Source organism: Streptomyces sp. NPDC059861, from assembly GCF_042731435.1.
GTDB lineage: Bacteria > Actinomycetota > Actinomycetes > Streptomycetales > Streptomycetaceae > Streptomyces.
This window is the reverse complement of record NZ_JBHWJQ010000007.1, coordinates 91,094-117,856: the sequence shown is the minus strand read 5'-3', so window position 1 is coordinate 117,856 and position 26,763 is coordinate 91,094. Positions and strand designations below refer to the sequence as shown.

At 73.7% G+C, this 26,763-nt stretch carries 25 protein-coding genes and 1 pseudogene; 12 read left to right on the top strand and 14 right to left on the bottom strand.

Annotated elements, in window-relative coordinates:
• Positions 1-41: 41 nt before the first annotated feature.
• Both murQ and ACFV6X_RS08660 read right to left on the bottom strand, forming a co-directional pair.
• The gene (gene murQ / locus ACFV6X_RS08665; RefSeq protein WP_385379598.1) at positions 42-977 is read right to left on the bottom strand and encodes an N-acetylmuramic acid 6-phosphate etherase; all 936 of its coding nucleotides are present in this window, start codon (positions 975-977) and stop codon (positions 42-44) included.
• Between the two features lie 94 nt (positions 978-1,071).
• A complete protein-coding gene (locus ACFV6X_RS08660; RefSeq protein WP_385379595.1) occupies positions 1,072-2,040 on the bottom strand; it encodes a MurR/RpiR family transcriptional regulator in 969 nt (322 codons plus the stop codon).
• 55 nt (positions 2,041-2,095) lie between these two features.
• On the opposite strand from ACFV6X_RS08660, the gene ACFV6X_RS08655 reads away from it, so the two are divergent.
• Both ACFV6X_RS08655 and ACFV6X_RS08650 read left to right on the top strand, forming a co-directional pair.
• Complete coding sequence (locus tag ACFV6X_RS08655; protein ID WP_385379592.1) at positions 2,096-2,479, top strand: hypothetical protein; 384 nt, start codon at positions 2,096-2,098, stop codon at positions 2,477-2,479.
• Positions 2,476-2,736 carry a DUF4031 domain-containing protein gene (locus tag ACFV6X_RS08650; protein ID WP_385379589.1) on the top strand — a complete coding sequence of 87 codons (261 nt, stop codon included), beginning with the start codon at positions 2,476-2,478 and terminating at the stop codon, positions 2,734-2,736. Before ACFV6X_RS08655 ends, ACFV6X_RS08650 begins: the two co-directional genes overlap by 4 nt.
• A 79-nt stretch (positions 2,737-2,815) precedes the next feature.
• Here the strand turns inward: ACFV6X_RS08650 and ACFV6X_RS08645 are convergent, their stop codons facing one another.
• Both ACFV6X_RS08645 and ACFV6X_RS08640 read right to left on the bottom strand, forming a co-directional pair.
• The gene (locus tag ACFV6X_RS08645; RefSeq protein WP_385379587.1) at positions 2,816-3,907 is read right to left on the bottom strand and encodes a GNAT family N-acetyltransferase; all 1,092 of its coding nucleotides are present in this window, start codon (positions 3,905-3,907) and stop codon (positions 2,816-2,818) included.
• 28 nt (positions 3,908-3,935) lie between these two features.
• Positions 3,936-4,580: a hypothetical protein gene (locus tag ACFV6X_RS08640; RefSeq protein WP_385379584.1), complete on the bottom strand. Its 645-nt coding sequence runs from the start codon at positions 4,578-4,580 to the stop codon at positions 3,936-3,938.
• A gap of 29 nt (positions 4,581-4,609) precedes the next feature.
• Between ACFV6X_RS08640 and ACFV6X_RS08635 the strand changes: the two genes are divergently transcribed.
• Together ACFV6X_RS08635 and ACFV6X_RS08630 are read left to right on the top strand one after the other, a co-directional pair.
• Complete coding sequence (locus tag ACFV6X_RS08635) at positions 4,610-5,287, top strand: maleylpyruvate isomerase family mycothiol-dependent enzyme (protein ID WP_385379582.1); 678 nt, start codon at positions 4,610-4,612, stop codon at positions 5,285-5,287.
• Between the two features lie 133 nt (positions 5,288-5,420).
• A complete protein-coding gene (locus ACFV6X_RS08630) occupies positions 5,421-6,113 on the top strand; it encodes a copper homeostasis protein CutC (protein WP_385379578.1) in 693 nt (230 codons plus the stop codon).
• 88 nt (positions 6,114-6,201) lie between these two features.
• Here the strand turns inward: ACFV6X_RS08630 and ACFV6X_RS08625 are convergent, their stop codons facing one another.
• On the bottom strand, positions 6,202-8,268 hold the full coding sequence (locus ACFV6X_RS08625) for a HelD family protein (protein ID WP_385379575.1): 2,067 nt from the start codon (positions 8,266-8,268) through the stop codon (positions 6,202-6,204).
• A gap of 312 nt (positions 8,269-8,580) precedes the next feature.
• Here ACFV6X_RS08625 and ACFV6X_RS08620 point away from each other — a divergent pair, with 312 nt between their 5' ends.
• Positions 8,581-8,766: a hypothetical protein gene (locus ACFV6X_RS08620; protein WP_365451729.1), complete on the top strand. Its 186-nt coding sequence runs from the start codon at positions 8,581-8,583 to the stop codon at positions 8,764-8,766.
• A 17-nt stretch (positions 8,767-8,783) separates the two neighbouring features.
• Positions 8,784-9,875, top strand: a pseudogene (locus tag ACFV6X_RS08615) (glycosyltransferase 87 family protein); the annotation flags it as partial.
• Positions 9,876-9,895: 20 nt separating this feature from the next.
• On the opposite strand, the gene ACFV6X_RS08610 reads toward ACFV6X_RS08615, so the two are convergent.
• Positions 9,896-11,539, bottom strand: a complete 1,644-nt coding sequence (locus ACFV6X_RS08610; protein WP_385379572.1) for a DNA repair helicase XPB — start codon at positions 11,537-11,539, stop codon at positions 9,896-9,898.
• 59 nt (positions 11,540-11,598) lie between these two features.
• Between ACFV6X_RS08610 and istB the strand changes: the two genes are divergently transcribed.
• Complete coding sequence (gene istB / locus ACFV6X_RS08605) at positions 11,599-12,810, top strand: IS21-like element helper ATPase IstB (protein WP_385379569.1); 1,212 nt, start codon at positions 11,599-11,601, stop codon at positions 12,808-12,810.
• Here istB and ACFV6X_RS08600 read toward each other — a convergent pair.
• From ACFV6X_RS08600 to ACFV6X_RS08590, 3 genes are all read right to left on the bottom strand, one after another.
• Positions 12,788-13,006: a hypothetical protein gene (locus ACFV6X_RS08600; RefSeq protein WP_385379566.1), complete on the bottom strand. Its 219-nt coding sequence runs from the start codon at positions 13,004-13,006 to the stop codon at positions 12,788-12,790. The two genes, istB and ACFV6X_RS08600, sit on opposite strands and share 23 nt — an antisense overlap.
• 84 nt (positions 13,007-13,090) lie before the next feature.
• A complete protein-coding gene (locus ACFV6X_RS08595) occupies positions 13,091-13,219 on the bottom strand; it encodes a hypothetical protein (RefSeq protein WP_365451735.1) in 129 nt (42 codons plus the stop codon).
• Positions 13,220-13,407: 188 nt separating this feature from the next.
• Complete coding sequence (locus ACFV6X_RS08590; RefSeq protein ID WP_385379562.1) at positions 13,408-15,960, bottom strand: helicase-associated domain-containing protein; 2,553 nt, start codon at positions 15,958-15,960, stop codon at positions 13,408-13,410.
• Positions 15,961-16,169: 209 nt separating this feature from the next.
• Here ACFV6X_RS08590 and ACFV6X_RS08585 point away from each other — a divergent pair, with 209 nt between their 5' ends.
• Entirely contained in the window at positions 16,170-17,186 is a 1,017-nt protein-coding gene (locus ACFV6X_RS08585; RefSeq protein WP_385379560.1) for a hypothetical protein, read from the top strand.
• Between the two features lie 119 nt (positions 17,187-17,305).
• Positions 17,306-17,941, top strand: coding sequence for an HAD family hydrolase (locus tag ACFV6X_RS08580; RefSeq protein ID WP_385379557.1), 636 nt, complete (start codon positions 17,306-17,308; stop codon positions 17,939-17,941).
• On the opposite strand, the gene ACFV6X_RS08575 is transcribed toward ACFV6X_RS08580, so the two are convergent.
• Positions 17,917-18,168, bottom strand: coding sequence for a hypothetical protein (locus ACFV6X_RS08575; protein WP_365451743.1), 252 nt, complete (start codon positions 18,166-18,168; stop codon positions 17,917-17,919). The genes ACFV6X_RS08580 and ACFV6X_RS08575 overlap by 25 nt on opposite strands.
• A gap of 164 nt (positions 18,169-18,332) precedes the next feature.
• Here ACFV6X_RS08575 and ACFV6X_RS08570 point away from each other — a divergent pair, with 164 nt between their 5' ends.
• Positions 18,333-18,716: a cold-shock protein gene (locus tag ACFV6X_RS08570; RefSeq protein WP_015659627.1), complete on the top strand. Its 384-nt coding sequence runs from the start codon at positions 18,333-18,335 to the stop codon at positions 18,714-18,716.
• Positions 18,717-18,723: 7 nt separating this feature from the next.
• Here ACFV6X_RS08570 and ACFV6X_RS08565 read toward each other — a convergent pair whose 3' ends face one another.
• The 4 genes from ACFV6X_RS08565 to ACFV6X_RS08550 all read right to left on the bottom strand — a co-directional run bounded on the left by ACFV6X_RS08565 (position 18,724) and on the right by ACFV6X_RS08550 (position 22,248).
• Positions 18,724-19,566 carry a 1,4-dihydroxy-6-naphthoate synthase gene (locus ACFV6X_RS08565; protein WP_385379554.1) on the bottom strand — a complete coding sequence of 281 codons (843 nt, stop codon included), beginning with the start codon at positions 19,564-19,566 and terminating at the stop codon, positions 18,724-18,726.
• Positions 19,563-20,321 carry a futalosine hydrolase gene (locus ACFV6X_RS08560; protein ID WP_385379552.1) on the bottom strand — a complete coding sequence of 253 codons (759 nt, stop codon included), beginning with the start codon at positions 20,319-20,321 and terminating at the stop codon, positions 19,563-19,565. The genes ACFV6X_RS08565 and ACFV6X_RS08560 overlap by 4 nt, the downstream gene beginning before the upstream one ends.
• Positions 20,291-20,761, bottom strand: coding sequence for a DUF2771 domain-containing protein (locus tag ACFV6X_RS08555; protein WP_385379549.1), 471 nt, complete (start codon positions 20,759-20,761; stop codon positions 20,291-20,293). Before ACFV6X_RS08555 ends, ACFV6X_RS08560 begins: the two co-directional genes overlap by 31 nt.
• A gap of 62 nt (positions 20,762-20,823) precedes the next feature.
• Positions 20,824-22,248 (bottom strand): MFS transporter, encoded by a 1,425-nt coding sequence (locus tag ACFV6X_RS08550; RefSeq protein ID WP_385379547.1) that lies wholly within the window; start codon positions 22,246-22,248, stop codon positions 20,824-20,826.
• Between the two features lie 301 nt (positions 22,249-22,549).
• Here ACFV6X_RS08550 and ACFV6X_RS08545 point away from each other — a divergent pair, with 301 nt between their 5' ends.
• The gene (locus ACFV6X_RS08545) at positions 22,550-23,476 is read left to right on the top strand and encodes a DUF3027 domain-containing protein (RefSeq protein WP_385379544.1); all 927 of its coding nucleotides are present in this window, start codon (positions 22,550-22,552) and stop codon (positions 23,474-23,476) included.
• An 86-nt stretch (positions 23,477-23,562) separates the two neighbouring features.
• Entirely contained in the window at positions 23,563-26,688 is a 3,126-nt protein-coding gene (locus ACFV6X_RS08540; RefSeq protein ID WP_385379541.1) for a sacsin N-terminal ATP-binding-like domain-containing protein, read from the top strand.
• Positions 26,689-26,763 lie beyond the last annotated feature (75 nt).

The following is a 26,763-nucleotide window of genomic DNA, read 5'->3' as shown; positions in this document are numbered from 1 at the left end:
CCATCGTGTTCCGCAGCCGGCCGGAGAAGGCTGCCGTGCGGTCAGCGGGAGCTCGCTTCGAGGGCCGCGCGGAGATGGCCGGCGGAGTCCTCCAGGAGGCGGGCGGCCGTGTCGCCGTCCACCCCGCCGACGATCGTCAGGATGGCGGCCTTGACCTCGCCGTCGGTGGCGGCCAGGGCCCGCTCGATCTCCTCGTCCGACGCGCCCGTGGCCAGGGCGACGATACGGCGGGAGCGGGCGCGCAGCTTCTCGTTGGAGGCGCGGACGTCGACCATGAGGTTCCCGTAGGTCTTGCCCAGCCGGATCATGGTGATCGTCGAGAGCATGTTGAGGACCAGCTTCTGTGCCGTGCCGGCCTTCAGACGGGTGGAGCCGGTGAGCAGCTCGGGGCCGACGACGATCTCGATGCCGTGGTCGGCGGCGGCCGCGAGGGCGCTGTGCGCGTTGCAGGCGAGGCCGACGGTCAGGGCGCCCTGCGCACGGGCATGCTCGACGGCGCTCACGGCGTACGGGGTGCGGCCGGAGGCGGAGATCCCGACCACGGTGTCGTCGGGAGTCAGCCGCAGCGCGTCCAGGTCCTGCCGGGCCAGGTCACCCGAGTCCTCGGCACCCTCGACCGAGGTGACCAGGGCCTCGGGGCCGCCCGCGATCAGGCCCACGACCCTGGTGGGGTCGGTGTTGAAGGTGGGCGGGCACTCGGAGGCGTCCAGCACGCCGAGGCGGCCCGCGGTACCGGCGCCGGCGTAGACGAGCCGGCCGCCGCGGGCCATCCGGGCGGCGATGTCGTCGATCGCCGCGGCGATCCGGGGCAGCCGCTCGGCGACCGCGGCCGGCACCAGGGTGTCCTCGCCGTTCATCAACTGCGCGATCTCCAGCGTGGGCAGCCTGTCGATCTCGGCGAGCTCGGGCCGGAACGCCTCGGTGGTCAGGGTCTCCAACTGCGCTTGCACATCACGGGGGTCGGAGGTCGAGGTCATGGAGAAGCGGCTCTCTTCGATGTCTGGTCGGCGACTTTTCGGTACGGGCCGGGCGCGCCGGGAGCCAGAGGCCCGGCGCGCCCGGCGTCACGAGCTACCGCGGCCCACTGCGATGCCGATGCGCCAGCGCCTCGTACGACGCCGACAGCGCCGGTGCCGCCGTCTCGTACGTGCGCTGCGCCACCCCCACGAACAGGCAGTCCACGACCAGCAGCTGACTGGTCCGGGACGACATCGCCGCGGGCCGCAGCTCGCTCTCGCGAGCCGTGGACGTCGTCAGGACGTGGTCGGCGTACTGCGCCACGGCCCCGTCCGGGCGGCCGGTGATCGCCACGGTCGTGGCCCCGCCCTCGAAGGCCACCCGCAGCGGCTCGATGACGTCCGTCGTCGACCCGGAGTGGGTGATCGCGATGGCGACGTCCCCGGCGCGCAGCTGCACGGCGTTGGTCACGGCAAGGTGCGGATCACTGTGCGCGTGGGCTATGAGCCCTATGCGCAGCAGCTTCTGGGTGAGGTCCTGCGCGACCAGCCCGGACGCGCCGATGCCGTACACGTCGGTGCGCCGGGCGGCGGCGAGCGCGGTGACCGCCGCGCCGAGCTGCGCGGTGTCGAGTCCGGCCGCCGTGTCGGCGAGGGTCTGCTGCTCGTCGTAGGCGAGTTTGGCGACGACGTCGGCGATCGGGTCGTCGACCGCGATGTCGGTCGTGATGGCGGGGGCGCGCCCGGACTGCTGCTGGGCGGCGAGGCCGGCGAGGGCGAGGCGCAGATCGCGGTAGCCGGGGTAGCCGAGGAGGCGGGCGGTGCGCACGACGGTCGCCTCGCTGGTGCCGGTGAGCTCGGCGAGGCCGGTGACCGTGAGGGCCGCGCAGCCGGCCGGGTCGTTCGCCACGGCCTCGGCGACGCGCTGCATGGAGCGGGTCATGGAGGGGGCCAGGGTGCGCACCTTGGCGGCGAGGGCGGCGGGCGCGGGCGGACTCGTCCGGGGCGCCGCGCCGGGCCCGGAGGCCGCGCCGGGCCGGGCCCGGCCGCCGTTGCCGAAAGTTTCCTTCACTTCACGGGTCACAGGTGAAAGATATTTTCGGCTCGGCGTTGTGGTCAAGAGTGCGCACAATGGGGGCATGGACCCCATCAGCCCCCTGGAGCAGGCGCTGCACGCCGCCCGCGCCCTCGTGCTGGCCGACCTCGTCGCGGGCCAGGTCGCCGAGGCGGACGTCGTCTCGCTGGTCGAGGAGTCCGTCGTACAGCGGCGCTGGTGGGTGGAACAGTGGCCGGACGGCGCGGAGTACGTCGCCGGGCTGATCGCCCAGGACGTGCAGGACGCGCTGCTCGACCGCTACGGCCGCTGGCCCCTGTGCCCGGTCTGCGGCTCCGGCGACCCGCACGCCCTGGACGTCGAACCCGAACTCGGACCCGACCCGCACTGGGTGTGCCACAAGGCCGGTGTGAAGGTCGCGGCGGTCGGTTCCCTGGGGGCGGCCACGGGTGGTGCCTCCGCCTCTTGACGATCTACATCGACCCGCCGACCTGGCCCGGCCACGGACGCATGTGGTCCCACCTCGTCAGCGATCTCTCCTACGACGAACTGCACACGTTCGCCGACGGGTTGGGCGTCCCCCGCCGCGCCTTCGAACGGGACCACTACGACATCCCGTCCCACCGCTACGCCGACGCGGTGGCCGCCGGCGCGGTGGAGGTCAGCAGCAGGGAAGTGGTGCGCCTGCTGCACGGGGCGGGACTGCGCAGACCCAAGGGCCGGTAGGCCGACTGGCCGGTGAGCAGTCGGACCGGGGAGTCGGTGAGTCGAGGGGCCGGTGAGTCGATGGGCCGTACGGCCGTGCTCAGGCCCGCCGCAGCTCGTAGGCGACCTGCTCGTCCTCGCCCTCGCTCACCCGTACGAACCCGGCCCGCTCCACCACCCGCTGCGACGGCACGTTGTCCAGGTCCACCGTCGCGAACAGGGACCGTACGTCCTCCCGGGCCAGGGCCCAGTCCGCCAGGGCGCGCAGGGCCTCCGTGGCGTAGCCGAGGCCGCGGGCCCGCTCGGCGAGGTCGTAGCCGATCTCGGCGCGGGCGTCCTCGTCGGGAGCGCCGTGGAAGCCCATGCCGCCGATCGCGCGGCCGTCCTCGTGGCGTACCAGGACGAAGAGCCCGAACTCCGGGCGGTGGACGCCCGCCTCGTACGCCTTCGCCGTCATCCCCGCGGCCTCGCGGGTGCCCTCGAAGGGACCGCCCTCGACCCACTCGAACCCGCCGTCGCCGCCCGCGGCGAGGTCGGCGGCCGCGAGCGGGGTGACGCCTTCCAGGGTGAGGCGGCCGGCCGGGATCACGAGGTTGTTGCTCCAGCGCCAGTCGGTGACCGGGGCGCGGCCCGGGAGGTCGCCGCGGCCGGTGGCCCACAGGAGGGTGCGCCAGGGGTCCGTGGCGGGCTGGACGTGCGGGAAGATCGTGCCGAGGACGTAGGTGCACAGCTCGGCCGGCGGCTCGTAGGCCAGGCCGAGTCCCTGGGCGATGTCGTGGGTGTGGAGCAGGACCTCCGCGACGCCCATGGCGGCGAAGCCCTCGCGGTTGGCGCTGCGGAAGGGGTACGGGTGGAAGGCGCGCACCTCGCGGGGCGTGGTGCGGATCGCCGCCGTGAGCAACGCGCCCGTGGTCTCGGTGACTTGGAGCACGCCCTCGTTGTCGGCCGGGTCGAGGCCGTCCTCGTCGCCGTCGAGCGTGATCTCGAAGGGCACGTACGCGTCCCGCGCGCGTCCGGCGAGTTGTCCCGCGTAGGCCAGCAGGCAGCCCGCGACGTGCTCGGCCGTCCTACGGCAACTCCACGTCGTACTGCCCGCGTCGACCGCACGCCAGTCGCGGTCCGTCGCCGTCCGCAGCACCGCGACGGCGCCGGCGACGGCCTGCCGCACCTTTTCCCCACCCGTGTCTGCCATGCGGCGCAGAGTAGGCGACGGCACCTCCTCAGGACGACAGGATTTCCAGCTCGGAGGTGACGTTGTAGCGGGCCGTCGCCTCCCAGTGCTCCGCGCCGTACGGGGTGCGGTACAGGCGAGGCAGGGCGAGCAGGTCGCGCAGGACGGCGGCGCGGCCCGCGCGGAAGGCGTCGGACGGGACGAAGCCGTACTCCTCACGGACGGCGGCCGTGTAGGCGGCGTACACCGACGGAGGCGAGCCGAGGATCGCGAGGTCGGCGTCGCAGAGGACCTGGCCGTTGCGGTCGCCGTCGGCCGCGGCGTGACCCGCCGTGAGGCGGACCAGGCGGGCGACCTCGGCGGTCCCCGCCTCGGACAGGCCGGCCTCGGGCAGCGCGCGTTCGGCCAGCCGGGCCGAGCGTTCCTCGTTCTCGGAGCGGTCCGGGAGATAGACCGCGTCGTGGAACCAGGCGGCGAGACGGACGAGGGCGGGGTCGTCGGCGTACTTCTCCAGTACGTCGATGTGGTCGAGGACCGCGGTGAGGTGGGTCAGCGTGTGGTAGTGCCGCTGCGGCTCCTGCCAGCGGGCGATCAGATCGTCGGCGTACGGAACCGGGTCGGGGCCGCCCTCGGGGCCCCGGGCGGCCTCCAGCGCCTGACGGAAGCGGACGCGAAGCGTGCTGGGTTCGGGCATGCCGTCAATTCTGCGCCTAGCGTGGGTGCATGACTTCTGCTGACATGCACGGCGAGGTACGGGACCCGGAGCTGCCGGGGCGGCTGCTGGTGGTGGAGCGGGATCAGCTGATCCCGTGGTTGCGGGGGCGGGCGGAGGGGGACTTCGCGACACCGGCGGACGCGTGCCCCGGGTGGACGGTGCGCGATGTGCTGGCGCACAGCTCGGCGGTGCTGACGCGCGCGGTCCAGGGGCGGTTCGAGGAGGGCGTGTTCTCGCCCGAGTCGAACGACCGGGACATCGCCGAGCGCGCCGGCTGGACCGACGCGCAGGTCGTCGACGAGTTGGAGCGCGGGATGACCGAGGCGGGGCCGGTGATCGCCCAGGCGGGCGGCGCGCTGGACGGGCTCGCGCTGGGGGAGTGGGTGCACGCGGGTGATGTGCGCGCGGCGCTCGGGGAGCCGGAGGCGTACGCCGGGAAGGGCCTGCCGCACGCGCTCGAACTGCTGGTGCGGATCACGCGGGAGCGGGGACACGTGGCGTTGCACGCCGACCTCGACGACCTGGACGAGCCGCTGCGGCTCGGTGAGGTGAGCGGGGACCGGCCGCCGGGACGGTACATCGGCGACGCGTCGACGCTCGTACGGCTGTACTCGGGGCGGTCGGTGGAGGCGGCCGGTTTCGAGCTGGCGGGCGTGCAGGTGGGCGAGCTGAACATCTTCGGCTGAGCGGCGCGGCGCCGGCGCCGGTTCGGCCCCGGTACCGGCGCGACGCCGTCTCGCGAGCTCGATCCCCGCGGGCGTACCCTGATATTGGACTAGACCTGTAGCCGCTTCGGGGAATGCCCAAGAAAGGGGTGCCATGAGCACGCGTGCAGTCCTGGAGGTGATCGCCCTCGACGCCGAGGACGCGATCGCCGCCCAGGCCGGAGGTGCGGATCGCCTCGAACTGGTCACCGACATGGCGGCGGACGGGCTCACGCCGTCCGTCGAGACCTTCGTCGCGATCCGGGCCGCCGTCGACATTCCGCTGCGCGTGATGCTGCGACTGGCGGACGGGTTCGCGGCCGGGGAGATCGCGCGACTCGTCGAGGTGGCCGGGCGGATGCGGAAGGCCGGGGCCGAGGAGTTCGTCCTCGGGTTCCTCGACCCCGACGGTGGGGTGGACCTCGACGCCGTGGAACGCGTGGTCGGCGTGCTGGAGGGGTGCCGGTGGACGTTCCACCGGGCGATCGACCGGGCGGCGGACCGGGACGCGCTGCGCAAGGCGCTGGACGGCCTGCCCGGGCTGGACACCTATCTGACGGCCGGGGCGGCCGCCGGCGTGGACGAGGGGCTGCCCGTACTGCTCGCCGAGGCGGGGCGGCGCGGCGAGCCGGGGTACGAGCAGCAGATCCTGGTGGGCGGCGGCCTGCGGTTGGAGCACGTGCCCAGGCTGGTGGCCGCCGGGGCCGACGCGTTCCACATCGGCGGCGCGGCGCGCCCCGACGGCTGGGAGGGCCCGGTGTCGGTGGCGGCGGTCGCCGAGTGGCGGGGCGTGCTGGACGGCGGGTGATACGTGCCGCCCCGGGCTGCCGGCCGGCCGGCACCGAGGTGACCGGCGCCGGCATCGGGCGGCACGGAGGCCCGCGTCGGGGCCGGACTCAGCTGAGCTGGGCAGGCAGCGGCGCCGCATGCGTCACCGTCAGCCCCGACACGGCGCGGGTCAGCGCCACGTACAGCCGGCGCAGGCCCGTCCGCTCGTCCGGCTCGCCGTCGACCACGGCCTGGGGTTCGTCCAGGACCACGTAGTCGTACTCCAGGCCCTTGGCCAGGGAGGCCGGGACCAGGGTCAGCCGGGTCTCGTTCGACGTCTCCTCGCCGGGGGCGAGGTGGTCGATCCCCGCCGACCTGAGCGCCTGCGCGAGCGCCGGGATCCGGGCGTCCGCGGCGATCAGGCCGATGGAGCCCTCGTGCGTGAGCGACTCGGCGCAGGCCGCCACCACGTCCGTGTCGCCCCGGATCTGACGCACCTCGAACGCCCCGGGGTTCTCCCGCACCGACGCCACCGGCGTCAGCCCGGGCGCGATGTGCGGCAGCAGCCGTGAGGCGTAGGCGATCACGTCCGTCGGGACACGGAAACCGGCCGTCAGCTCCTCGACCACCGCGTCGTCCTTGCCCAGGTGGGCCAGCGCCTCATGCCAGCTGCGCGTCGCCCACGGCGTGGTGCCCTGCGCCAGGTCGCCGAGGACGGTCGCGGAGCCGGTGGTGCAGCGGCGGCCGACGGCCCGGTACTGCATGGGGGAGAGGTCCTGCGCCTCGTCGAGCACGACATGGCCGAGGGACGGCGTGCGGTCGATCAGGTCCTTCACCTCGTCGATCAGCACGGCGTCCGCCGCCGACCACCTGGCCGCCTTCACCGACCGCACCGCCCGCGCCCACAGGACCGTCTTCCGCTCGTCCTCGTCCAGCACGCCCTCCGCGTGCGCGGCCAGGTAGTCCGCGTCGGTCAGCAGCCGCAGCACCAGCTTCGCCGGCTCCACCGCCGGCCAGATCGCCTTGACCGCCGCCTTCACGGCACTGTTGCGGGCCACCGCGTCCTGCACCCGGTCGTCCGGCGCCTCACCCGACCGTTCCATCTGCACCAGCACGGCGTGCGCGATCCGCTGCGGCAGGGCCTCGCGGGCGGCGCCGTACCGGATGCCCCGGTCCAGCAACTCCCGCACCATCTCCTCGACCTCGGACGCCGACACCCGCCACCGCCGTGACCCGCGCACCACGACGACCGGTTCGGAGGGCATCGTCACGTGCGCGTACAGCGCCCGGCGGACCACCTCCGCCATCCTCGCGTCCCCCTTGACCAGCGCCGCCGCCGCGTCGTCCGTGCCGCGCACCTCCACGTGCGCCACCAGGTCGTCGACCGTCGCCTGCCGGACCGACAACTCACCCAGCGCCGGGAGCACTTGCTCGATGTAGTGGAGGAACGAGCGGTTCGGTCCGATCACGAGGGTGCCGGTGCGGGCCAGCCGGTCGCGGTGGGCGTAGAGGAGGTAGGCCACGCGGTGCAGGCCGACCGCGGTCTTCCCGGTGCCGGGGCCGCCCTGCACGCACACCGTGCCGCCCAGCCCGCTGCGCACGATCTCGTCCTGCTCCGGCTGGATGGTGGCGACGATGTCGCGCATCGGGCCGACACGCGGGCGCTCGATCTCCCGCTGGAGCAGCTTGCTGGCCTGCGCCGCCTCGGCCGGGTCGGACAGGTGCTCGTCCTCGTAGGCCGTCAACTCGCCGCCGGTGTAACCGAATCGGCGGCGCAGTCCGACGTCCATCGGGTCCTTCTTGGAGGCCCGGTAGAACGGCTGCGAGACCGGCGCACGCCAGTCGATCACCATCGGGTCGCCGTCCGCGTCGTGCACGTGACGGCGCCCGATGTGCAGTGTCCGGTAAGCGTCCTCCGGCCGTAGGCGCTCGCCACCCGCGCCCTCGGCCCGCTCCGCGCCCGGAGCGTGCAGATAGTCCAGACGGCCGAAGAACAGCGGGGTGTGGCTGAGGTCGGCGAGGGCCTTGATGCGCTCGCCGATCTGGCGTTCCAGGATCTGGGCGTTGACCCAGTTCGCGGTGACGTCACCGATGTCGAGGGACTCGACGTCCTCCCGCATGGCCCGCAGCGCGGCACGGGACGCGGACAGGTGGGAGCGCTCACGGCTGAGCGGATCGGCGGCGGGCGTGGACACGGCGGTGCCTCCGGAGAGCTAGGGGTGCGATGCGGGATGCCCCCGGTTTCCGGCCGGGTGGCGGCGCTCCCCGAGGGAGGCGGGCAAGAGCGGAGATTCTAGGTGAGCGGGCGAGGGCGGGCCAACGAATTTTCTGCCGCCGGCCGCGCCACCCCGCCCGCGGCCGGCGCATCCCCACGGCCCCTAGGGGACGGGTCCTCCCGAGTCCTCCCCCTCGGGGCCACCGCTCCCTCTCAGGGGCTACCCCGGGGCCGTCCAGGTTCGGTCCCCAGACCGATGCCGCTTTCACGGTGCGAAACCCACCATGGACACATGAGTGCAGCGACTTTCACCCCGGCCCCCGCTCCGCACCGCCCCTCCGGTGCCACGGCCCTCACCGGCAGCCACCGGCATCGCCTCGGCGAAGCCCTGCGGGCCGTGCGGGTGTTCGCGGGCGCCGCGTTCGATGTGGTCATCCTCGGTGAGTACGGCGAGGAGGCGGGCGTCCGCCGCAAGTGAGCGTCTAGTGTCACGACGTGACGAGACGACCACGCTCGGCAGCGCCCGTGACACTCCTGGCCGTCTCCGTGGCGGCCCTCGCCGTCCTGTGCGTCGGGCGCCACCCGGCCATGGCCGACGCCCTGGTGTACCGGGCCGAGGGCGCGGCCGTCCTGCACGGCCATGACCTCTACGGCTTCACCGTCACCCGGTGGCACCTCCCCGCCACCTATCCACCCTTCGCCGCACTCCTGTTCACCCCTGCCGCCTGGATCCCCGTCGCGGCCCTGAAGGCCGGTTTCCTCGCGGCCAATATGCTGCTCACCGCCTGTCTGGTCCACCTCTCCGCACGCCTGGCCGGCCGCCCGCTGCGCCTTCCGGCCCTCTGCGCGGTCACCGCGCTCGCCCTCTGGCTGGAGCCGGTCTTCCAGACCCTGCTCTACGGGCAGATCAACCTCGCCCTCGCCTGCCTGGTCCTGTGGGACCTGACCCGCCCGCCCGCCGCCGCCGGCAAGGGGGTGGCCGTGGGCATCGCGGCCGGCATCAAGCTGACACCGGCCGTCTTCATCGCGTATCTGCTGCTGCGCGGCCGCCACCGCGAGGCCGCCGCCGCGACCGCCGCCCTCGCGGCGACCGTGGCCCTCGGCGCGCTGGTCCTCCCCGGCGCCAGCGCGGACTTCTGGCTGCGCCGTCTCTACCAGACCGACCGGGTGGGCAAGCCCTGGATCATCGACAACCAGTCGCTCCAGGGCCTGCTCGCCCGCGCACTGGGCGACCCGGCGCCGGGCTCCGCCTGGCTGGCGCCCGCGCTGGTCGTCGCGGCCGCCGCCCTGTGGCTGGTCCACCGCACACCGGACGACCGCCACGCCCTGCTCCTGACGGCCGTCACCGCGCTGCTGGTCTCACCCATCAGCTGGTCCCACCACTGGGTCTGGTGCGTCCCCGTCATCGCCGTACTGCTGGCGGACGGCCGCATCCGGCTGGCGCTCGCCGTGGCGTTCCTCTTCACGGCGCGCAGCATGTGGCTCGTGCCGCACCAGGGCGACCTGGACCTCCAGCTCCCCTGGTGGCAGCAGCCGCTGGCCTCGCCCTACCCGCTCCTGGGCCTGGCGGCGCTGACCGCCGCGGCCCTGCGCACGCTGCTCGGGCGTCAGCTCCCGGCAAGCAACTCGTCCGCGTCCATGATCCGGTACGCGTACCCCTGCTCGGCCAGGAACCGCTGGCGATGGGCCGCGAAGTCCTGGTCGATCGTGTCCCGGGCGACGACCGAGTAGAAATGCGCCTGGTGGCCGTCGGCCTTCGGGCGCAGCACACGACCCAGCCGCTGGGCCTCCTCCTGCCGCGAGCCGAAGGTCCCGGACACCTGGACGGCGACGGTCGCCTCGGGCAGGTCGATGGAGAAGTTGGCGACCTTGGAGACGACCAGGACGCTGATCTCGCCCTGCCGGAAGGCGTCGAAAAGCTTCTCGCGCTGGGCGTTGGACGTCTCGCCCTTGATCACCGGCGCGCCGAGATGTTCCCCCAACTCGTCGAGCTGGTCGATGTACTGCCCGATCACGAGGATCTGCTGACCGGCGAACCGGCGCACGATCGCCTCCGTCACCTTGCGCTTGGTCTCGGTCGTCGAGCAGAAGCGGTACTTCTCCTCGGGCTCGGCCGTCGCGTACGCCAGCCGCTCGGAGTCCGTGAGGTTGACCCGGACCTCGACACAGTCGGCGGGCGCGATGTACCCCTGCGCCTCGATCTCCTTCCACGGCGCGTCGAACCGCTTCGGCCCGATCAGGGAGAACACGTCCGACTCCCGGCCGTCCTCCCGCACCAGCGTCGCGGTCAGCCCCAGCCGCCGCCGCGCCTGGAGGTCCGCCGTGAACTTGAAGACCGGGGCGGGCAGCAGATGCACCTCGTCGTAGACGACGAGTCCCCAGTCACGGGAGTCGAACAGTTCCAGGTGCGGATAGACACCCTTCCGCCGGGTCGTCAGCACCTGGTACGTGGCGATGGTGACGGGCCGGATCTCCTTCCTCGTCCCGCTGTACTCGCCGATCTCCTCCTCGGTCAGCGAGGTCCGCTTCACCAGCTCGTGCTTCCACTGCCGAGCCGAGACGGTGTTGGTCACGAGGATGAGCGTCGTCGACTTCGCCTGCGCCATGGCCCCGGCGCCGACCAGCGTCTTGCCGGCACCGCAGGGCAGGACGACGACCCCGGACCCACCGTGCCAGAAGTTCTCCACGGCCTGCTTCTGGTACGGCCGCAGCGCCCAGCCGTCCTCGTCCAGCTCGATCGGGTGAGCCTCGCCGTCGACGTAGCCGGCGAGGTCCTCGGCCGGCCAGCCCAGCTTCAGCAGCACCTGCTTGACCTGCCCGCGCTCGGAGGGGTGCACGGCCACGGTGTCCGGGTCGATACGGCTGCCGACCAGCGGTGCGATCCGCTTCGAGCGCAGCACCTCCTCCAGCACCGGCCGGTCGGTGGTGGTGAGCACCAGCCCGTGCGCGGGGTGCTTGCTCAGCGTCAGCCGCCCGTAGCGGTCCATCGTCTCGGCGATGTCCACGAGCAGCGCGTGCGGCACCGGGTAGCGGCTGTACTCCACCAGCGCGTCCACCACCTGCTCGGCGTCGTGGCCCGCGGCACGCGCGTTCCACAGCCCGAGCGGGGTCACGCGGTAGGTGTGGATGTGCTCCGGCGCGCGCTCCAGCTCCGCGAACGGCGCGATCACGCGACGGCAGTCGTCGGCGCGCTCGTGGTCGACCTCCAGCAGGAGAGTCTTGTCGGACTGGACGATGAGTGGACCGTTCACGTACTTACATTCCTTCCGCGCGGGCCAAACGTCCAGTGTGCCTGATCGTTGTGCACGGCGTGCAGGACATCACCAGTGCCCCGTCCCCGCCGACCACCACGCTCGGCTACGCGCTGTTCGCCACACGCTGGCTGCAGGCTCCGCTGTACTTCGGCCTCGTGGCCGCCCAGGGGGTGTACGTCTACAAATTCTTCAACGAACTCTGGGCCTTAGTGCTCCGGTGCGTGACCGGGCAGGCGACAGAGACCTACGTCATGCTCGCCGTGCTCAAGCTCGTCGACGTCGTCATGATCGCCAATCTGCTGATCATGGTGATCGTCGGCGGCTACGAGACGTTCGTGTCCCGCATCGGTCTCCAGGGCCACCGTGACCAGCCGGAATGGCTCTCACACGTGAACTCCAACGTGCTGAAGGTCAAGCTTGCCACGGCGATCGTGGGCATCTCGTCGGTGCATCTGCTCCAGATGTTCGTGGATGTGCACCACACCTCCCGGCACTCCCTGCTGTGGGGCACGGTGATTCACATGGCGTTCATCGCGTCGGCGGCGATCCTGGCGTACATGTCGGGGCCGATGGCGGCGCAGGCCGAGCGGGCCCATCACTCCTCCCACCAGCCACACCAGCAACGCGCCGCCGAGGCCGGACCGCCCGAGAAGGCCGTCATCCCGGCCCAGCGTGACCAGGCGCCGAGTGCCGAGGACCGGCTGCGTGCCGCCGGGTTCCCCGCCCGCAAGCTGCTGGAGGACTTCGACGCCGAGCATCTGCGGTCCTTCGACCGCGAGGCCGTGGCCCGGCTCGGCAAGCTGGACTTCGTCACCGCCCGCCGCAACGTCGTCTTCACCGGGCCGCCCGGCACCGGCAAGACGCATCTCGCGGTCGGCCTCGGGGTGCGTGCCTGCCAGGCCGGGCACCGGGTGCTGTTCGCGACCGCGGGCGAGTGGGCGGCGCGGCTGGCGGGGGCGCAGGCCGACGGCCGGCTCACCGACGAACTGCGCCGCCTCGACGCCTACGCCCTGCTGATCGTCGACGAGGTCGGCTATCTGCCGTTCGACGCCGACACCTCGCAGCTCTTCTTCCGGCTCGTGGCGCACCGCTACGAGCGGGGTTCGCTGGTCGTGACCGGTGACCGCCCGCCGGCGCGGTGGGACGAGGTGTTCGGCGGTCCCGCCGCCCCGGCGATGGTGGACCGGATTGCCCACCACGCCGAGATCGTCCGCCTCGAAGGGGACAGCTACCGGATGCGCCGGGCTACCTCGGAGTGGGCAGGGTGAGGTTGTTGATCAGCGGCTGGGCGAAGACGTGCCCGTCGACGTTGACGAGGGGCTCGCCGGCCTGCGCGATCGGCAGCGGCAGTGGCGCCGCGGAGGCCTCGGGCACGAGCACGGCGACGAGGGCGGCCGCGGTCACCACGGCGGCGGCAGTGACGGCGAGGGCACTGTGGGCGCGGGCGGGGAGCTTGGAACGCATGGGGACGTCAGGACCTTTCAGGGGGGTCTGTCGGGGCGGGCCGGGCCCGGGACGCAGGGACCGGCCCGATGGACGCGCGGCGCGTCAGATCTGCGGCGTCTCCAGGACCAGTCCGGCGACGTCGATGGCGATGGCAGCGGCCTGGGTGGTGAGGGCGCCGAGCATCACGGCGGTGGTGGTCAGCACGGCGGCGACACGACGGGCAGCTCGCATGGGGGTTTCCTTTCGGGTGTGCTCGCCCGAGTCCCTTGCGCGGGTCGGCTCGGGCATGATCAGGACTCCCGGTGGCTGCCCGGCCCACGGCACGGCGATGCGGGACGTTCCCCAAGCTCCCTCATGGGTGGGAAGTGTCCGGCGTGGCGTGCATGAATCGCGGTGTACGCCCGAAGGGGTGAGGCCGGCTACTCGTCCGCCAGCTCCGCCACGCCCGTGATCCGGTGCAGCGGATAGGTGCGGACCTCGTCCGCAGTGTGGTCGTACGCCGTCACGAAGCCGCCCTCCACCCGCACCGGCGCGATCACCCGCTGACTGGCGGCGCCCTCGGCGTTGACGTACCCGATCCACAGGGCCTGGCCGGTCAGGACGGCGGCCTGCACGGTGGCGAGGGTCTCGGCGGAGCTGGTGCGCGGCAGGGCGCCGCCGGCGGTGGGCTCCGGGGACTTCCGTGGGGTCGTCGAGGCCAGGTCGCCCGCCCTGATCGCGCGGATCGCGGCAGCGAGCAGCGTCGGGTCGGGCGCGGGCGGGCCCTCGGGCACCGGCTCGGGCGGGGTGCGCGGCGGGGTGCGGTGGGCGTGTGCGCGTGTGATCAGCACGTCGCCCTCGGCGGACTCGGCGGCGGGCGCGAAGCCCATCGCCCGCAGCCCCTCCAGCAGGGCCGCCGGGTCGGCCTGCGCGGCCAGCACGGTCGGCGCGAGGCGGCGCAGCCGCAGTCCGGCGGACCGCTTGTCGGCGAGGATCTCGTTGAGCATCGCGTCGTCGTCGCAGCGCACGTACGCGGAGGCGGCGCCCACGCGCAGATGCCCGTGTCTGCGGGCCACGTCGTCGATGAGGTAGGCCAGCGGCTGCGGCACCGGCGTACGGGAGTGCTCGGTGAGGAAGGCGTGCAGGTCGGAGGCGGCGCGGCCGGCGTCCAGGGCGCGGCGTACGGAGGCGGGTGTGAAGCGGTAGACGGTCGCGCCGCCCTTGGACTCCACGTCGGCGAGCACGTCCAGCATGTCGGCGAGGTGCCGCTGCAGCGGGCCGGGCGCCACCGCCGTCAGATCGGCCTGGAGCAGGACGTGGTCCAGCGGCTCGGGCAGCAGCGGGGCGAGCAGCCGGGCGGCCGTCGCGGAGGCGACGGACTGCTCGGCCGGGGTGAGGGGTTCGAGACGCGGGACGGGGCGGTGGTGCACGGGCAGCTTGTCGCCGGGGCCCTCGGGCTCCTCGTCGGGCGCGTGTGCCGGGGCGTGGGCCCCCAGCAGCGCCCGCCCGTGCGCCGACAGCGCCCCTCGCCCGGTCACGCCGAGCAACTCGGCCTCGGAGAGCGCCCACCGGGCGAGCCGCACCCGCAGATCGGCGTCGGGGCCGGTGTCCCGCTGTGGATCACGCTGCGGGTCCCGCCGCAGCGGCCGCTCCCATCGCAGCCGCGCCAGCACCGACTCGCGCGCCGGGGCCGCGCCCTCCGGCAGCTCCGCCAGCAGGCCCAGCACCCGGTGCCGCACCTCCGGGGCGGCCGACCGGTCGAGGCCCGGGCCCAAAGCGGCCAGCGCACGGTCCTTGGCGTCCCGGCCGCCCACGAGCCCGGCCGTCCGGGTCCCCGTCAGCCAGGTCTCCGCCAGCCGGGCCCAGCGCCGGGCGGCGGGCTGCTCGAGCCACTCGTCGTAGGCCGGGGTCGCGGCGTACCGCTCGTCGGCCTCGCCGTCGGAGGCGATCAGGCCCGCCGCGTAGGCCAGCTCGACCCAGAACGCCGCGACCGGTTCGGACACGTCGAGCGCGACGGCGGTCCGCTTCAGGTCACGGACGCTGAGCCCGCCCGCCCGGAGCACCGCCGGGCCGCCCTCGTCCCAGTCCTTCAGCAGTTCCTCGACGGTCGCCAGAGTGGTGTACGCCTGCCCGGCCGCCGTGGCGTCCACAACCTGTGGACGGTGCGTGACCGCCGTCTCCACGGGCGGCGCCACCGGCTCCGGCGCGCGGTGCGCCCGGCCGGCCCGCAGATGCAGGGCGACCTCACGGGGGAGCACGACCGTGCCGGGCGCCGTCGGCAGCAGCAGTCCGCGGTCCAGGAGCCAGCGCAGCCGGGGCGCCGGGTCGGCGGTGACCTGGCCGTACGGCGGGCCCCACACGAGCCGCTCCAGGACCTCCACCGAGGCGGCCGGGGCCTCGTCGAGCAGCGCGGACATGCGGGTGCGGTCGGTGAAAAGACCGGTGAGCGCGGCCGTCGCGGAGACGGAGTCGTGCGTGGAGGGCAGCCCGGCGGCCGTGACGAGATCCTGGATCCGGCCCGGCGACATCCCCGACGTCGCCTCCTGGACGGTCGGGCCCAGCCCGGTCGGGGACGGATGCTGCGGCGTCGGGGCGAGCAGCTCACGTGCCGTGCGCACCAGGCGCAGCCGGTCGTCGGGACCCCAGACCAGCGCCAGCTCGCGCAGGGTGCCGAGGCCGCGCGGCAGGGCGGCGGTCACGAGCGGGTCGCCGTCGTCGCCGGCCATGAGTCCGAGCAGTTCCGCGTAGGTCGCCGGGTCGGCCGCCACGGCCAGGGCCTCGGCGGTCTGGAGGGCGAAGCGGTCCAGCCGCTCCAGGGCGCGGACCACCGAGGCGCGGGTGCCGGCGCGGGTGGCGAGCTGGGTGAGGTCGGTGGGGACGGGCGTGATGAGATCGGGCCGGCCGCGCAGGAGCGCGGACAGCGAGTCGTCGTCCCGCGCGCGAAGCGCCTCCGCGAGGGAACGCGGGGCCGCCGGCTTCTCCTCGGTGCTCATCCGGTCCACGGTAGCGGGTCGGCGGTCCGCCGGGGCCGACTGCCGGTGCCCCGGCCGGTGCGGTCACCATGCCGTTCGCCGGTACGGCCGTGGCGCCCGGGGGCACGAACCCGCGTGCGGGCGGGCCGGTCTGACGTGGCGTCGGGTGTGCCGCCCTGCGCTAACGTCGTGCGCGCGTAAACCGGCACACCCGCCCCGGAGGGGACAGCGTGGGGATCGAGAGCGACAAGGTCGTCTACGAGTACCTGAGCCGCGTCGGTGACGTGGCTCAGCAACGGCAGCTGCCCTCCGCCACCCGGATGCACCTGGTCTCCCAGCTGCGCGACGAGATCGGCCGGCGCCGCGCCAGGTCCGTCGTCGACAGCCCCGCCGCCGTCCGCCGCATCCTGTCCCGCATGGGCAGCCCGGACGAGGTGGTCGACGCCGCCGGGAAGGGCGGGAGCGGCACGGTGGAGACGTCGGCCGCCGCCGTGCCCGAACCGCGCAAGACGCGGGAGCCACGGGGCACGCGGGAGCCACGGGAGCCACGGGAGAAGGACCCGCGGCCGAAGGTCAGGGGGCTGCGCAGGGTCGTGCCGCGGCCCCGGCCCGCCGAACGGGAGGCCCCGCCCCCGCCCGCCGGCGCCCCCGCCCCACCGCACCGCGCGGGCGAGGACGAACTCGGGGACAGCGCCACCCAGCCCGACTGGTGGCGGGTGGACAGCAGCCCCTTCGGCGTCGGCGACAGCGTGCCAGGGTTCGTCGGGGGCGTGGAGATCCCGGAACTGCTCAGGCCGCCGGAGGAGAAGGACTCCGAGCCGGAGCCGGTGGTCGACAAGGCCCCGGAGGCCGAGGTGGAGCCGGACACCGGCCGGGCCGCCGCGCGGCGCCGGCTCCTGCCGTCGCCCGGGAAGTGGAACAACCCCCTCCTGCTGCTCGCCGCCGCTCTCCTGGTCGCCGGTGCCGTGCTCGGCAACCTGCTCCCGCTCGCCCTCGGCTGGCTCATCGCGTACGCCTCCCGCCGGCTGACCAGGTGGGAGATGAAGTGGGCGGTGATGGTCCTGCCCGGCGCCGCGGTCGTCGCCGGATTCGGCTGGCTGTGGGGCAGGCTCGACGGCCGTTGGGGCGCCCCCGTCGCCGACGGCCACATGAACGAGGCCCTCTCCGAGACCTGGCCCTGGGTGCTGCGGGGCGCGGCCGTGGCGTCGGCGCTGTTCCTGGTGTGGCGGTCGCAGCGCAAGGGCTGAACCGGGGGCGGTCGTCGGTTCGGTGCGGCGCCGTCGTGGCCGGTCACGCAGTTCCCCGAGCCCCTCTTGGGGGCGCTCCCTCCTACCCCGTTCACCTGCCCGTGTGGTGACTGGGCACAATGGCCGGCATGACCTCGCGCCCGCTCACCGTCGGCTTCGACCTCGACATGACGCTCATCGACTCCCGCCCCGGCATCCACGCCTGCTACACGGCGCTGGCCGAGCGGACGGGGACGTACATCGACGCCGATCTCGCGATCACCCGGCTGGGGCCGCCGCTGGAGCAGGAGCTGCGGCATTGGTTCCCGGCGGACGAGGTCGCCGCGATCGCCGACGTCTACCGGGCGATGTACCCGGACATCGCCATCGCCGCGACCCCCGCCATGCCCGGCGCGCACGAGGCGATGGCGGCGGTACGGGCGGCCGGTGGGCGCACGGTCGTGGTCACCGCCAAGTACGAGCCCAACGCCAAGCTGCACCTCGCCCACCTCGGCATCGAGCCCGACGCGGTGGTCGGCGACCTGTGGGCGGAGGCGAAGGCGGCGGCGCTGCGCGAGCACGGCGCGGGTGTGTACGTCGGCGACCACACCGGCGACGTCCGCGGCGCCCGCGCCGCCGGCGCGCTGTCGGTGACGGTGGCGACCGGCCCGTGCGACGCCGAGGAACTGCGGCTGGCGGGCGCCGACGCCGTACTCACCGGCCTCGGCGAGTTCCCGGAATGGCTTTCGGCCTATCTCGACGCGCCGCGCGCCTGACGCCGCCCCGCCGCGATCGCCCGGAGCATCCCCGCTCCGGCGATGAGGAAGCCGGCGCCCATGAGCATGCTCAATCCGAACATGTAGGTGGGAAAAGGCGTCGTACCGAGGAACAGCGGAGCCACTGTGACCAGAGTGGCCACGGCTCCGACGATGAAGACGACGGCACCGGCACGGATCAGTCGGTCACCGGGCCCGGCGGAATTCGGTTGGGTTTTGTCACGCACCGGACCAGGGTAGTTCCCAGCGCGAAGGAACAACCGGGCGACGTCTTGTCACCGGCCTGAAGACCATTAGCCTTGGTACCGGCGGGTCACGGACGACCCGCCCAAGTGCTATCAAGAGCCGTTTCAGAAGCAGTTTTCCGACGAGTACGAGGACGAGGACAGACGTGCCTACCGGCAAGGTCAAGTGGTTCAACAGCGAGAAGGGCTTCGGCTTTCTCTCCCGTGACGACGGCGGTGACGTCTTCGTCCATTCCTCGGTTCTCCCCGCCGGAGTCGAGACGCTCAAGCCGGGTCAGCGCGTGGAGTTCGGGGTCGTCGCCGGGCAGCGCGGCGACCAGGCCCTGTCGGTCACCATCCTGGACCCCACCCCGTCTGTCGCGGCCGCCCAGCGCAAGAAGCCCGACGAACTCGCCTCCATCGTCCAGGATCTGACCACGCTCCTGGAGAACATCACGCCGATGCTCGAAAAGGGCCGTTACCCCGACAAAACCTCCGGCAAGCAGATCGCCGGTCTCCTCCGCGCGGTCGCCGACCAGCTCGACGTATAAACCCCTTCTACGGGAAATCCAGCGCATCCGGGCCGAGGGGCGGAACCAGTCCCTCGGCCGCCGCACGTGTGAGCAGACCGCGTACGGCCGCATAGCCGTCCTCACCGAGACCCGCGGTGAATTCGTTGACGTAGAGCCCGATGTGCTGGTCGGCGACGACCGGGTCCATCTCCTGGGCGTGCGCCATGACGTACGGGCGGGACACCTCGGGGTTCTCCCAGGCCAGCTGCACGGACGTGCGGACGGCGTCGGCGAGCCGCGTCAGCTTCTCCGCCCCCAGCGACCGCCTGGCGATGATCGCGCCCAGCGGGATCGGCAGCCCGGTGGTGTCCTCCCAGTGCTCACCCATGTCGGCGAGCTTGTGCAGGCCGTAGTTCTGGTAGGTGAAGCGCGCCTCGTGGATGACCAGGCCCGCGTCGACCTTCCCGTCCCGCACCGCCGGCATGATCTCGCGGAACGGCATGACCACGATCTCGCCGACCCCTCCGGGCAGCGTGTCGGCGGCCCACAGCCGGAACAGCAGATACGCCGTCGACTTCTCGCTCGGCACCGCGACCGTGCGGCCGGTCAGGTCGGTGCCGGGCTCCCGGGTCAGCACCAGCGGGCCGCAGCCCCGGCCCAGCGCGCCGCCGCACGGCAGCAGGGTGTAGGTGCCGAGGACGTACGGCAGCACGGCGTACGACACCTTGAGCACGTCCGACTCGCCGCGCTCGGCCATGCCGTTGGTGATGTCGATGTCCGCGAAGGTCACGTCGAGCCCGGGCGCGCCGGGGACCCGCCCGTGGGCGAGGGCGTCGAAGACGAAGGTGTCGTTGGGGCAGGGCGAGTACGCGATGTGCAGTCGGCTCATGCCGGTTTCCAACTCTCCAGTACGGGGGCGAGCTTCCCGAAGCCGTCCGTGAGTGCGGTGAGCGCCTCGCCGATCTGCCAGGCGGCGCGGTCGCGCGGCCCGACGGGGTTGGAGATCGCCCGCAGCTCCAGGACGGGCGTGCCGTGCGCGGCGGCGGCCTCGGCGACCCCGAAGCCCTCCATGGCCTCGGCCAGGGCACGGGGGTGAAGCTCGCCCAGGGCGGTGGCGCGGGCGGCGGTGCCGGTCACCGTGGAGACGGTGAGGATCGTGCCGGGGCGGGCTCCGGTGGCGGTCGCCGTGTCCCGTACGAGTGCTTGTGGCGGACGGTGGGTGACGGTGCCGAAGCCCAGATCGGTGACGGGGAGGAAGCCCTCCGCGGTCTCGGCCCCCAGGTCGGCGGCGGTGATCTCGTCGGCGACGACCAGCGAGCCGACGGGTGCCCGCGGGACGAAGCCGCCCGCGATGCCGGCCGAGACGACCAGGGCGTAGGGGCTGCCGCGCAGGGCGGCGGTGGTGAGGGCGGTCGCCGTGCGGGCGGCGGCCAGGGCGGGGCCCACACCGGCGGTGAGCAGGTCGGGGCCGGCCGGGAGGCGGCGCAGGCCGGCCGGGGTGACTCCGGCGCCGGGCAGCGGTACCTCGGCGGCGGAGCCGGGGAACGCCCGTGCCACCGCGTCCCGCTCGGCGGGGACCGCGGTGGCCACGAGGATCCGGACGGCGGACGTGGTCAGGCGTCCTTCTTCAGCTTGAAGGACCACAGGCCGGTGACGTCCTGCTCGCCCTCCTTGATGGAGACCAGAGTGGAGTTGCCCTGGGCGCCGTACTGCGCGTTGAAGAACACGCTGCCCGGGATGGTCCGGTAGGTCTTGGTGCTGGCGTCGGTGAGCGGTTGGCCGTTCATCAGGATCGTCCAGCCCTGGTCCGCGATCTTGGGGTCCACACCGAAGCGGACGGTTTCGTCGGGGTCGACCGAGATGGTCTTGATGCCGGTGTCCTTCAGGCACCCCGCCAGCTCCGTGGTCTTCAGGGCGGCACCGTCGTCGTAGCAGGTCGCCTCGGAGCTGACCGAGCTGGAACCGACGGTGATCGTCGACATGGGCGACGGCTTGTCGCATGCCGACAGGACGAGCAGTCCGGCGGAAACGGCGCCGGCGGCGGCGACGGCGCGGCGGCGTCGCACAGCGGATTGCATGGTCATGGGCGAAGGCTATCGGGCACGCCCGGCCGCCTCCCCATGCGGGGTACGGGGCGTGCCGTGGGTTAGGCCACTCGCGGGCGGCCACGTCCGCCGTGGCGCGCGGAGCTGAGCAGGCCGCGGACGGTGGTCAGCCAGCCGGCGGCCAGCACGACGGCGGCCACCGACATGCCCAGGGTGCCGTTCAGCGGCAGGGCGATGCCGATCGCGCCGCCCAGCACCCAGGACATCTGGAGCAGCGTCTCCGAGCGGGCGAACGCCGAGGTGCGCACCAGTTCCGGTACGTCCCGCTGGATCAGCGCGTCCAGCGACAGCTTGGCCAGCGCCTGCGCGAACCCGGCCACCGCCGCCAGGCACGCCACCAGGAACGCGCTGAAGAACAGCGCCGCCGTGACCGCGACCGCCAGCTCGACCGCGACGACGGTCACGATGATCAGCTCCGGTGCCCGCGCCTTCAGCCACGCCCCGACCGCCGTGCCCAGCGCGTTGCCCACCCCGGCGGCGACCGCCACCATGCCCAGCGACACCGCCGCGCTCTGCCCGGCCAGCGGATGCTCACGGAGCAGGAACGCCAGGAAGAAGATCAGGAACCCGGCCAGGCAGCGGATCGCCGCGTTGACGCCCAGGGCGTGCGTGACCGCGATGCCGACCGTGCGCAGACCCGGTCGCTTGACCGGCTTGCGGTGCGGGCCGTGCAGATGGGCCTCGTCCGCCGCGAGCAGCGCCGTGTCCTCGCCCTTCGCCGAGTCGACGGTGTGCGGAAGGGTGAAGGAGAGAACCGTTCCGGCAACGAAGATGACGAAGGCGCCGTAGAGCGGCCAGCGCGGGCCGAGCGCCTGGAGCCCCGCCCCGATCGGCGCGGCCACACCGGTGGCGAGCAGGCCGCCGAGCGTGACCCGGGAGTTGGCTTTCACCAGGGAGAACCGGGGCGGCAGGAGCCGGGGCACGACCGCGCTTCTGACCACGCCGTAGGCCTTCGACGCGACCAGCACGCCGAGCGCCGCCGGGTACAGCTCGATGCCGCCGGTGATCACCGCGCCGGACAGCACCAGCGCGAGCAGCGCCCGCGCCAGCATCGCGCCCGCCATCGCCGCGCGCCGACCGTGCGGGACGCGGTCGAGCAGGGGGCCGATCACGGGGGCGAGGAGGGCGAACGGCGCCATCGTGATCGCGAGATAGAGCGCGACCCGGCCGCGCGCCTCGTCGGTCGGGACCGAGAAGAAGACGGTGGAGGCGAGGGCGATGGTGATCATGACGTCGCCCGCGCCGTTCACGGCGTGCAGCTCGATCAGCTTGCCGAGGCCGGACTCGCCGGCGCCGTGCGCGTGCGTGGCCTTGCGGATACCGCGGGCGGTGCCGGTCACCGGGAAGTGCAGAGCACGGGTGAACGAGCGGAGCCGGCCGCCCCTACGGCCCGCTCCGCCGCTTCGGTTGTGCCCCTCGACTCCGCCGGTCCCGGAGGTGCCTTGGGGCGACCTTGCGGTTGCCACGACGTTCATAGTGCCCTGAGATGGGGGTCAGTAGTGCGGTTCCGGCGCGTATGGACGCGCACTTAGTGGCGATCATGTCCCGTCGGTGTAGGCCCAGCGGCGGTGAAGGGGTAGCGTGCGTAGCGCGCCGTGGCGAACGTTCTCGGCCGCGCGCCTCTCGGCCATCCCGCAGAATGGATGACACAGGTGCGCCCGAGCGCGACAGGGCGCGGACGTCGACGCGGTCCCCAGGTCCGCTCCGTCCGGCCCGTCGCCTTCAGGCAGGCGCACCGAGCGACGGCGTAGGAGAGAAGCGATACCTGTGAGCGCAGCGACAACGCGAAGCCGCACCCCCGACCGCCTGTGCGCCGAGGCCGTGGACCTAGCCCGCGCCGCGGCCGAGGAGGCCGCCGCGCCCGGGGTGGTCGGGGAGCACTCGGGTCTGGCCTCCGAGGGCGACCGCGTTGTCACGCACTTCTTCGAGTGCAAGGAATTCGGGTACCGCGGCTGGCGCTGGGCCGTGACCGTGGCGCGGGCGTCGCGCGCGAAGGTCGTGACGCTGGACGAGGTCGTGCTGCTGCCCGGCCCGGACGCGCTGCTGGCACCCGAGTGGGTGCCGTGGAGCGAGCGGCTGCGGCCCGGTGACATGGGGCCGGGCGATCTGCTGCCCACGGACGCCGAGGACCTGCGGCTGGAGCCGGGCTGGACCGGCGAGGAGGTGCCGCTGCCGAGTTCCGCGGTCTCCGAGGACATGGCCGAGCTGGTCGAGGCCGAGGACGCGGAGGTCACCGCCGGGCCGCCGGCCACCCTGCCGGCCGTGCCGACCCGGGGCTCCATCGCGGCGGTCGCGGAGGAACTGGGCATGCGGCGCGCCCGGGTGCTGTCGCGGTACGGCCTGCATGTGGCGGCCGATCGCTGGGAGGAGTCGTTCGGGCCGAAGACCCCGATGGCGCAGGCGGCTCCCGCGGCGTGCGTGACATGTGGCTTCCTCGCGCCGATCGGGGGATCGCTGGGGCAGGCCTTCGGGGTCTGCGCGAACGAGTTCTCACCGGCCGACGGCCGGGTGGTGTCGCTGGCGTACGGGTGCGGTGGGCACTCCGAGGCCGCGGTGATGCCGAAGCCGCCGCAGCCGGCCGCGCCGGTGATCGACGAGACGCGGGTGGATCCGTTCCCGTTGCGGCCGGCGCGGGATTCCGGGTCCGTGCCGGATGCCTCCGACGAGGTGGCGGCCGAGTTCGGGCATTCGTAAGGGCTGGTCCGTGCCGCCGAGGCGGTGAAGTCCTCGGTGTCCGTCGGGCGCGATACCTTCTCCTCACGGCGATGAGGAGAGTCAACGTGAGCAAGTTCGTGCGGCCGGCGGCCGAGGGTGCCGATCCGTTCGGGACCGCCCGGCTGCGGCGCGGGGTGCTGGACGCGTGGGCCACCAGCCCGGCCCGTTTCCGGGAGGACGCCAACGCCGAGGAGGACCTCGTCCTCGGCGGCTACCGGGACCGGCTCGTCGTGGAGCTGGCGCAGAACGCCGCCGACGCGGCCGCCCGCGCCGGAGTGCCGGGCCGGCTGCGTCTCACGCTGCGCGACGGCGTCCTCGTCGCCGCCAACACCGGTGCCCCGCTGGACGCGGCGGGCGTCGAGTCGCTGGCCACGCTGCGGGCGTCCGCCAAGCGGGACACCCCCTCGATCGGCCGGTTCGGCGTCGGCTTCGCGGCCGTCCTCGCCGTCACCGACGAGCCCGCCGTCGTCGGCCGGCACGGCGGTGTCCGCTGGTCCCTCGCCGAGGCCCGCGACCTCGCCGCCGAGACGGCCCGGCACAGCCCCGGCCTGGGCGACGAGATCCGCCGCCGGGACGGTCACGTACCCCTGCTGCGGCTGCCGTTCGCCGCCGAGGGCACCGCCCCCGACCCCTACGACACGGTCGTCATCCTCCCCCTGCGCGACACGGCGGCCGCCGGTCTCGCCGAGCGCCTCCTGCACGCCGTCGACGATTCCCTGCTGCTCTCCCTGCCGGGGCTCGAGGAGGTCGTCGTCGAGATCGGCGCCGACGCGTCCCGCACCCTGTGCCGCCGGTCCGAGGGTGCCCTGACCGTCGTGGAGGACTCGCGGGACGGCGCCCGCCGGTGGCGTACGGCCGCCGCACACGGCCCGCTCACGCCCGAACTGCTCGCCGACCGGCCGGTCGAGGAGCGGCTGCGCCCGCACTGGTCGGTCACCTGGGCCGTGCCCGTGGACGACGACGGCACCCCCGCACGCCCGCGCACCAGCCCCGTCGTGCACGCCCCCACCCCCAGCGACGAGCCCCTCGGCGTGCCGGCGCTGCTCATCGCGTCGTTCCCCCTGGACACCACCCGCCGGCACGCCGCCCCCGGGCCGCTGACCGCCTTCCTGGTCGAGAAGTCCGCCGACGTGTACGCCGAACTGCTCGCCGACTGGCGGCCGGTGACCGAGGGGATCATCGACCTCGTGCCCGGACCGCTGGGCAAGGGCGAGCTGGACGGGGCGCTGCGGCAGGCCATCCTCAAGCGGCTGCCGCGCACGTCATTCCTGCCCCCGGCGCTGTCCCCGGCCCCTGAGGAGCCCGACGAGGACCTGCCCGAGTCGCTCCGGCCGCGCGACGCCGAGGTCCTCGAGGGCGCCGGCGCCGACACCGTGCGCGTGCTCGCCGAGGTGCTGCCCACCCTGCTGCCCGCCGGTCTGGAACGCCGGGTGGAGCTGCGGACGCTGGGCGTTGCCCGGGTCCGGCTGACCGACGCCGTCGACCGGCTGGCCGGGCTGGAGAAGGAGCCCGGCTGGTGGCGGCGGCTGTACGACAGCCTCGCGGGTGTCGACCCCGACCGGCTCACCGGCCTGCCCGTGCCGCTCGCCGACGGCCGGACCACCATCGGGCCCCGGCAGGTGCTGCTGCCCTCCCCCGACGCCGTGAGCGTCGAACCCGAGACCCTCACCCGGCTCGGACTCAAGGTCGCCCACCCGGACGCCGCGCACCCGCTCCTGGAGAAGCTCGGCGCGCTGCCCGCGACGCCCCGCGCGGTCCTCACCACCCCGCAGGTGCGCGCCGCCGTCGCGGCCTCCCTGGACGACGAGGGCGCGCTCTCCTGGGAGGAGGACGCGCCGGACGCCGAGGAACTGGCGGAGACCGTCCTCTCGCTGGTCCGCGACGCCGGTCTGGAACCGGGGGACGAGCCGTGGCTCGGCGCCCTCGCCCTCCCCGACGAGGAGGGGGAGCCGGCGCCGGCCGGTGAGCTGGTCTTCCCCGGCAGCCCCTTCGCACAGGTCATGCGCGAGGGTGAACTCGCTTTCGTGGAGACGGAGTTCGCCGAGCGCTTCGGTGAGCAGCCGCTGGCCGCGTGCGGGGTGCTGGTCAACTTCACCCTGGTACGGAGCACGGACGTCGTCCTCGACCCGGACGAACTGGAGCCGCGCGAGGGGGAGTACGCCGAGCCGGACGACCCCGGGCTGCTGGACGCGGTGGACGTCTGGTGCGAGGACATCCTCGACCGCTTCCCCGACTCCCCGGTGCCGCCGGTCGCCACCGAGCTGGTCGCGGTGCGGGACCTGGACCTCGTGGACGACGACAAGTGGCCGCAGGCCCTGGCGCTGCTCGCGCAGCCGCCGCTGCGGGACGCGCTGACCCAGCCGGTGCGGATCCTGCTGCCCGACGGCACCCATGAGGTCGTACGGCCGTACACGGCCTGGTGGCTGCGGGGGCACCCGGTGCTCGACGGGCGCCGTCCGGCGGGTCTCCTCGCCTCCGGCGGCGACCCGCTGCTGCGGGGTCTGTACGACGAGGCCGACGCGACCGGCTTCGACGACGAGCAGGTGCTCCGGGCACTGGGTGTGCGCACCTCGGTGGCGGCGCTCCTGGACGAACCGGGCGGCGGCGCCGAGCTGCTGGACCGGCTCGCCGACCCCGAGCGTCCGGTCACCGGGGCCCAACTGCACGCCCTCTACGGGGCGCTGGCCGAGCTGGACCCCGAGCAGGTGACCCTGCCCGACGACCTGCGCGCCGTCGTCGACGGGCGGGTCGAGGTCGTGGACGCGACCGGCGCGGTCGTCGTCGACTCGCCCGACCTGCTGCCCTTCACCGAGGGCGTGCCCCTGCTGCCGGTACCGCCGGCGCGGGCGGCCGAGCTGGCGGAGCTGTTCCAGGTACGGCGGCTGAGCGAGTCCGTCACCGGCGAGGTCGGCTCGCAGGGCACGGAGCACGAGGTGCCCGATCCGGTGCGAGTCCTTCTGGGCCCGCGGACCCCGTCCTCCTACGTCGAGCACGAGGAACTCGTCGTCGACGGCGTGGAGATCGACTGGCGCGTCACCACCGACGGCGTCCTGCACGCGGCGACCCTGGAGGGCGTCGCGGCGGGCCTCGCCTGGGCGGCGGGCCAGTGGCCCCGCCGCTTCGAGGTGGCGGCCCTCCTGGAGGACCCGTCCCGCACGGAGGAACTGGCACGGGACCGCTGGTTCGACTGAGGGACGCCGACTGTGAAGATCGACGCGTATTTCCCTCACCGGTCGTACAACCATTCGCCCCCATGGCGGGTCTGA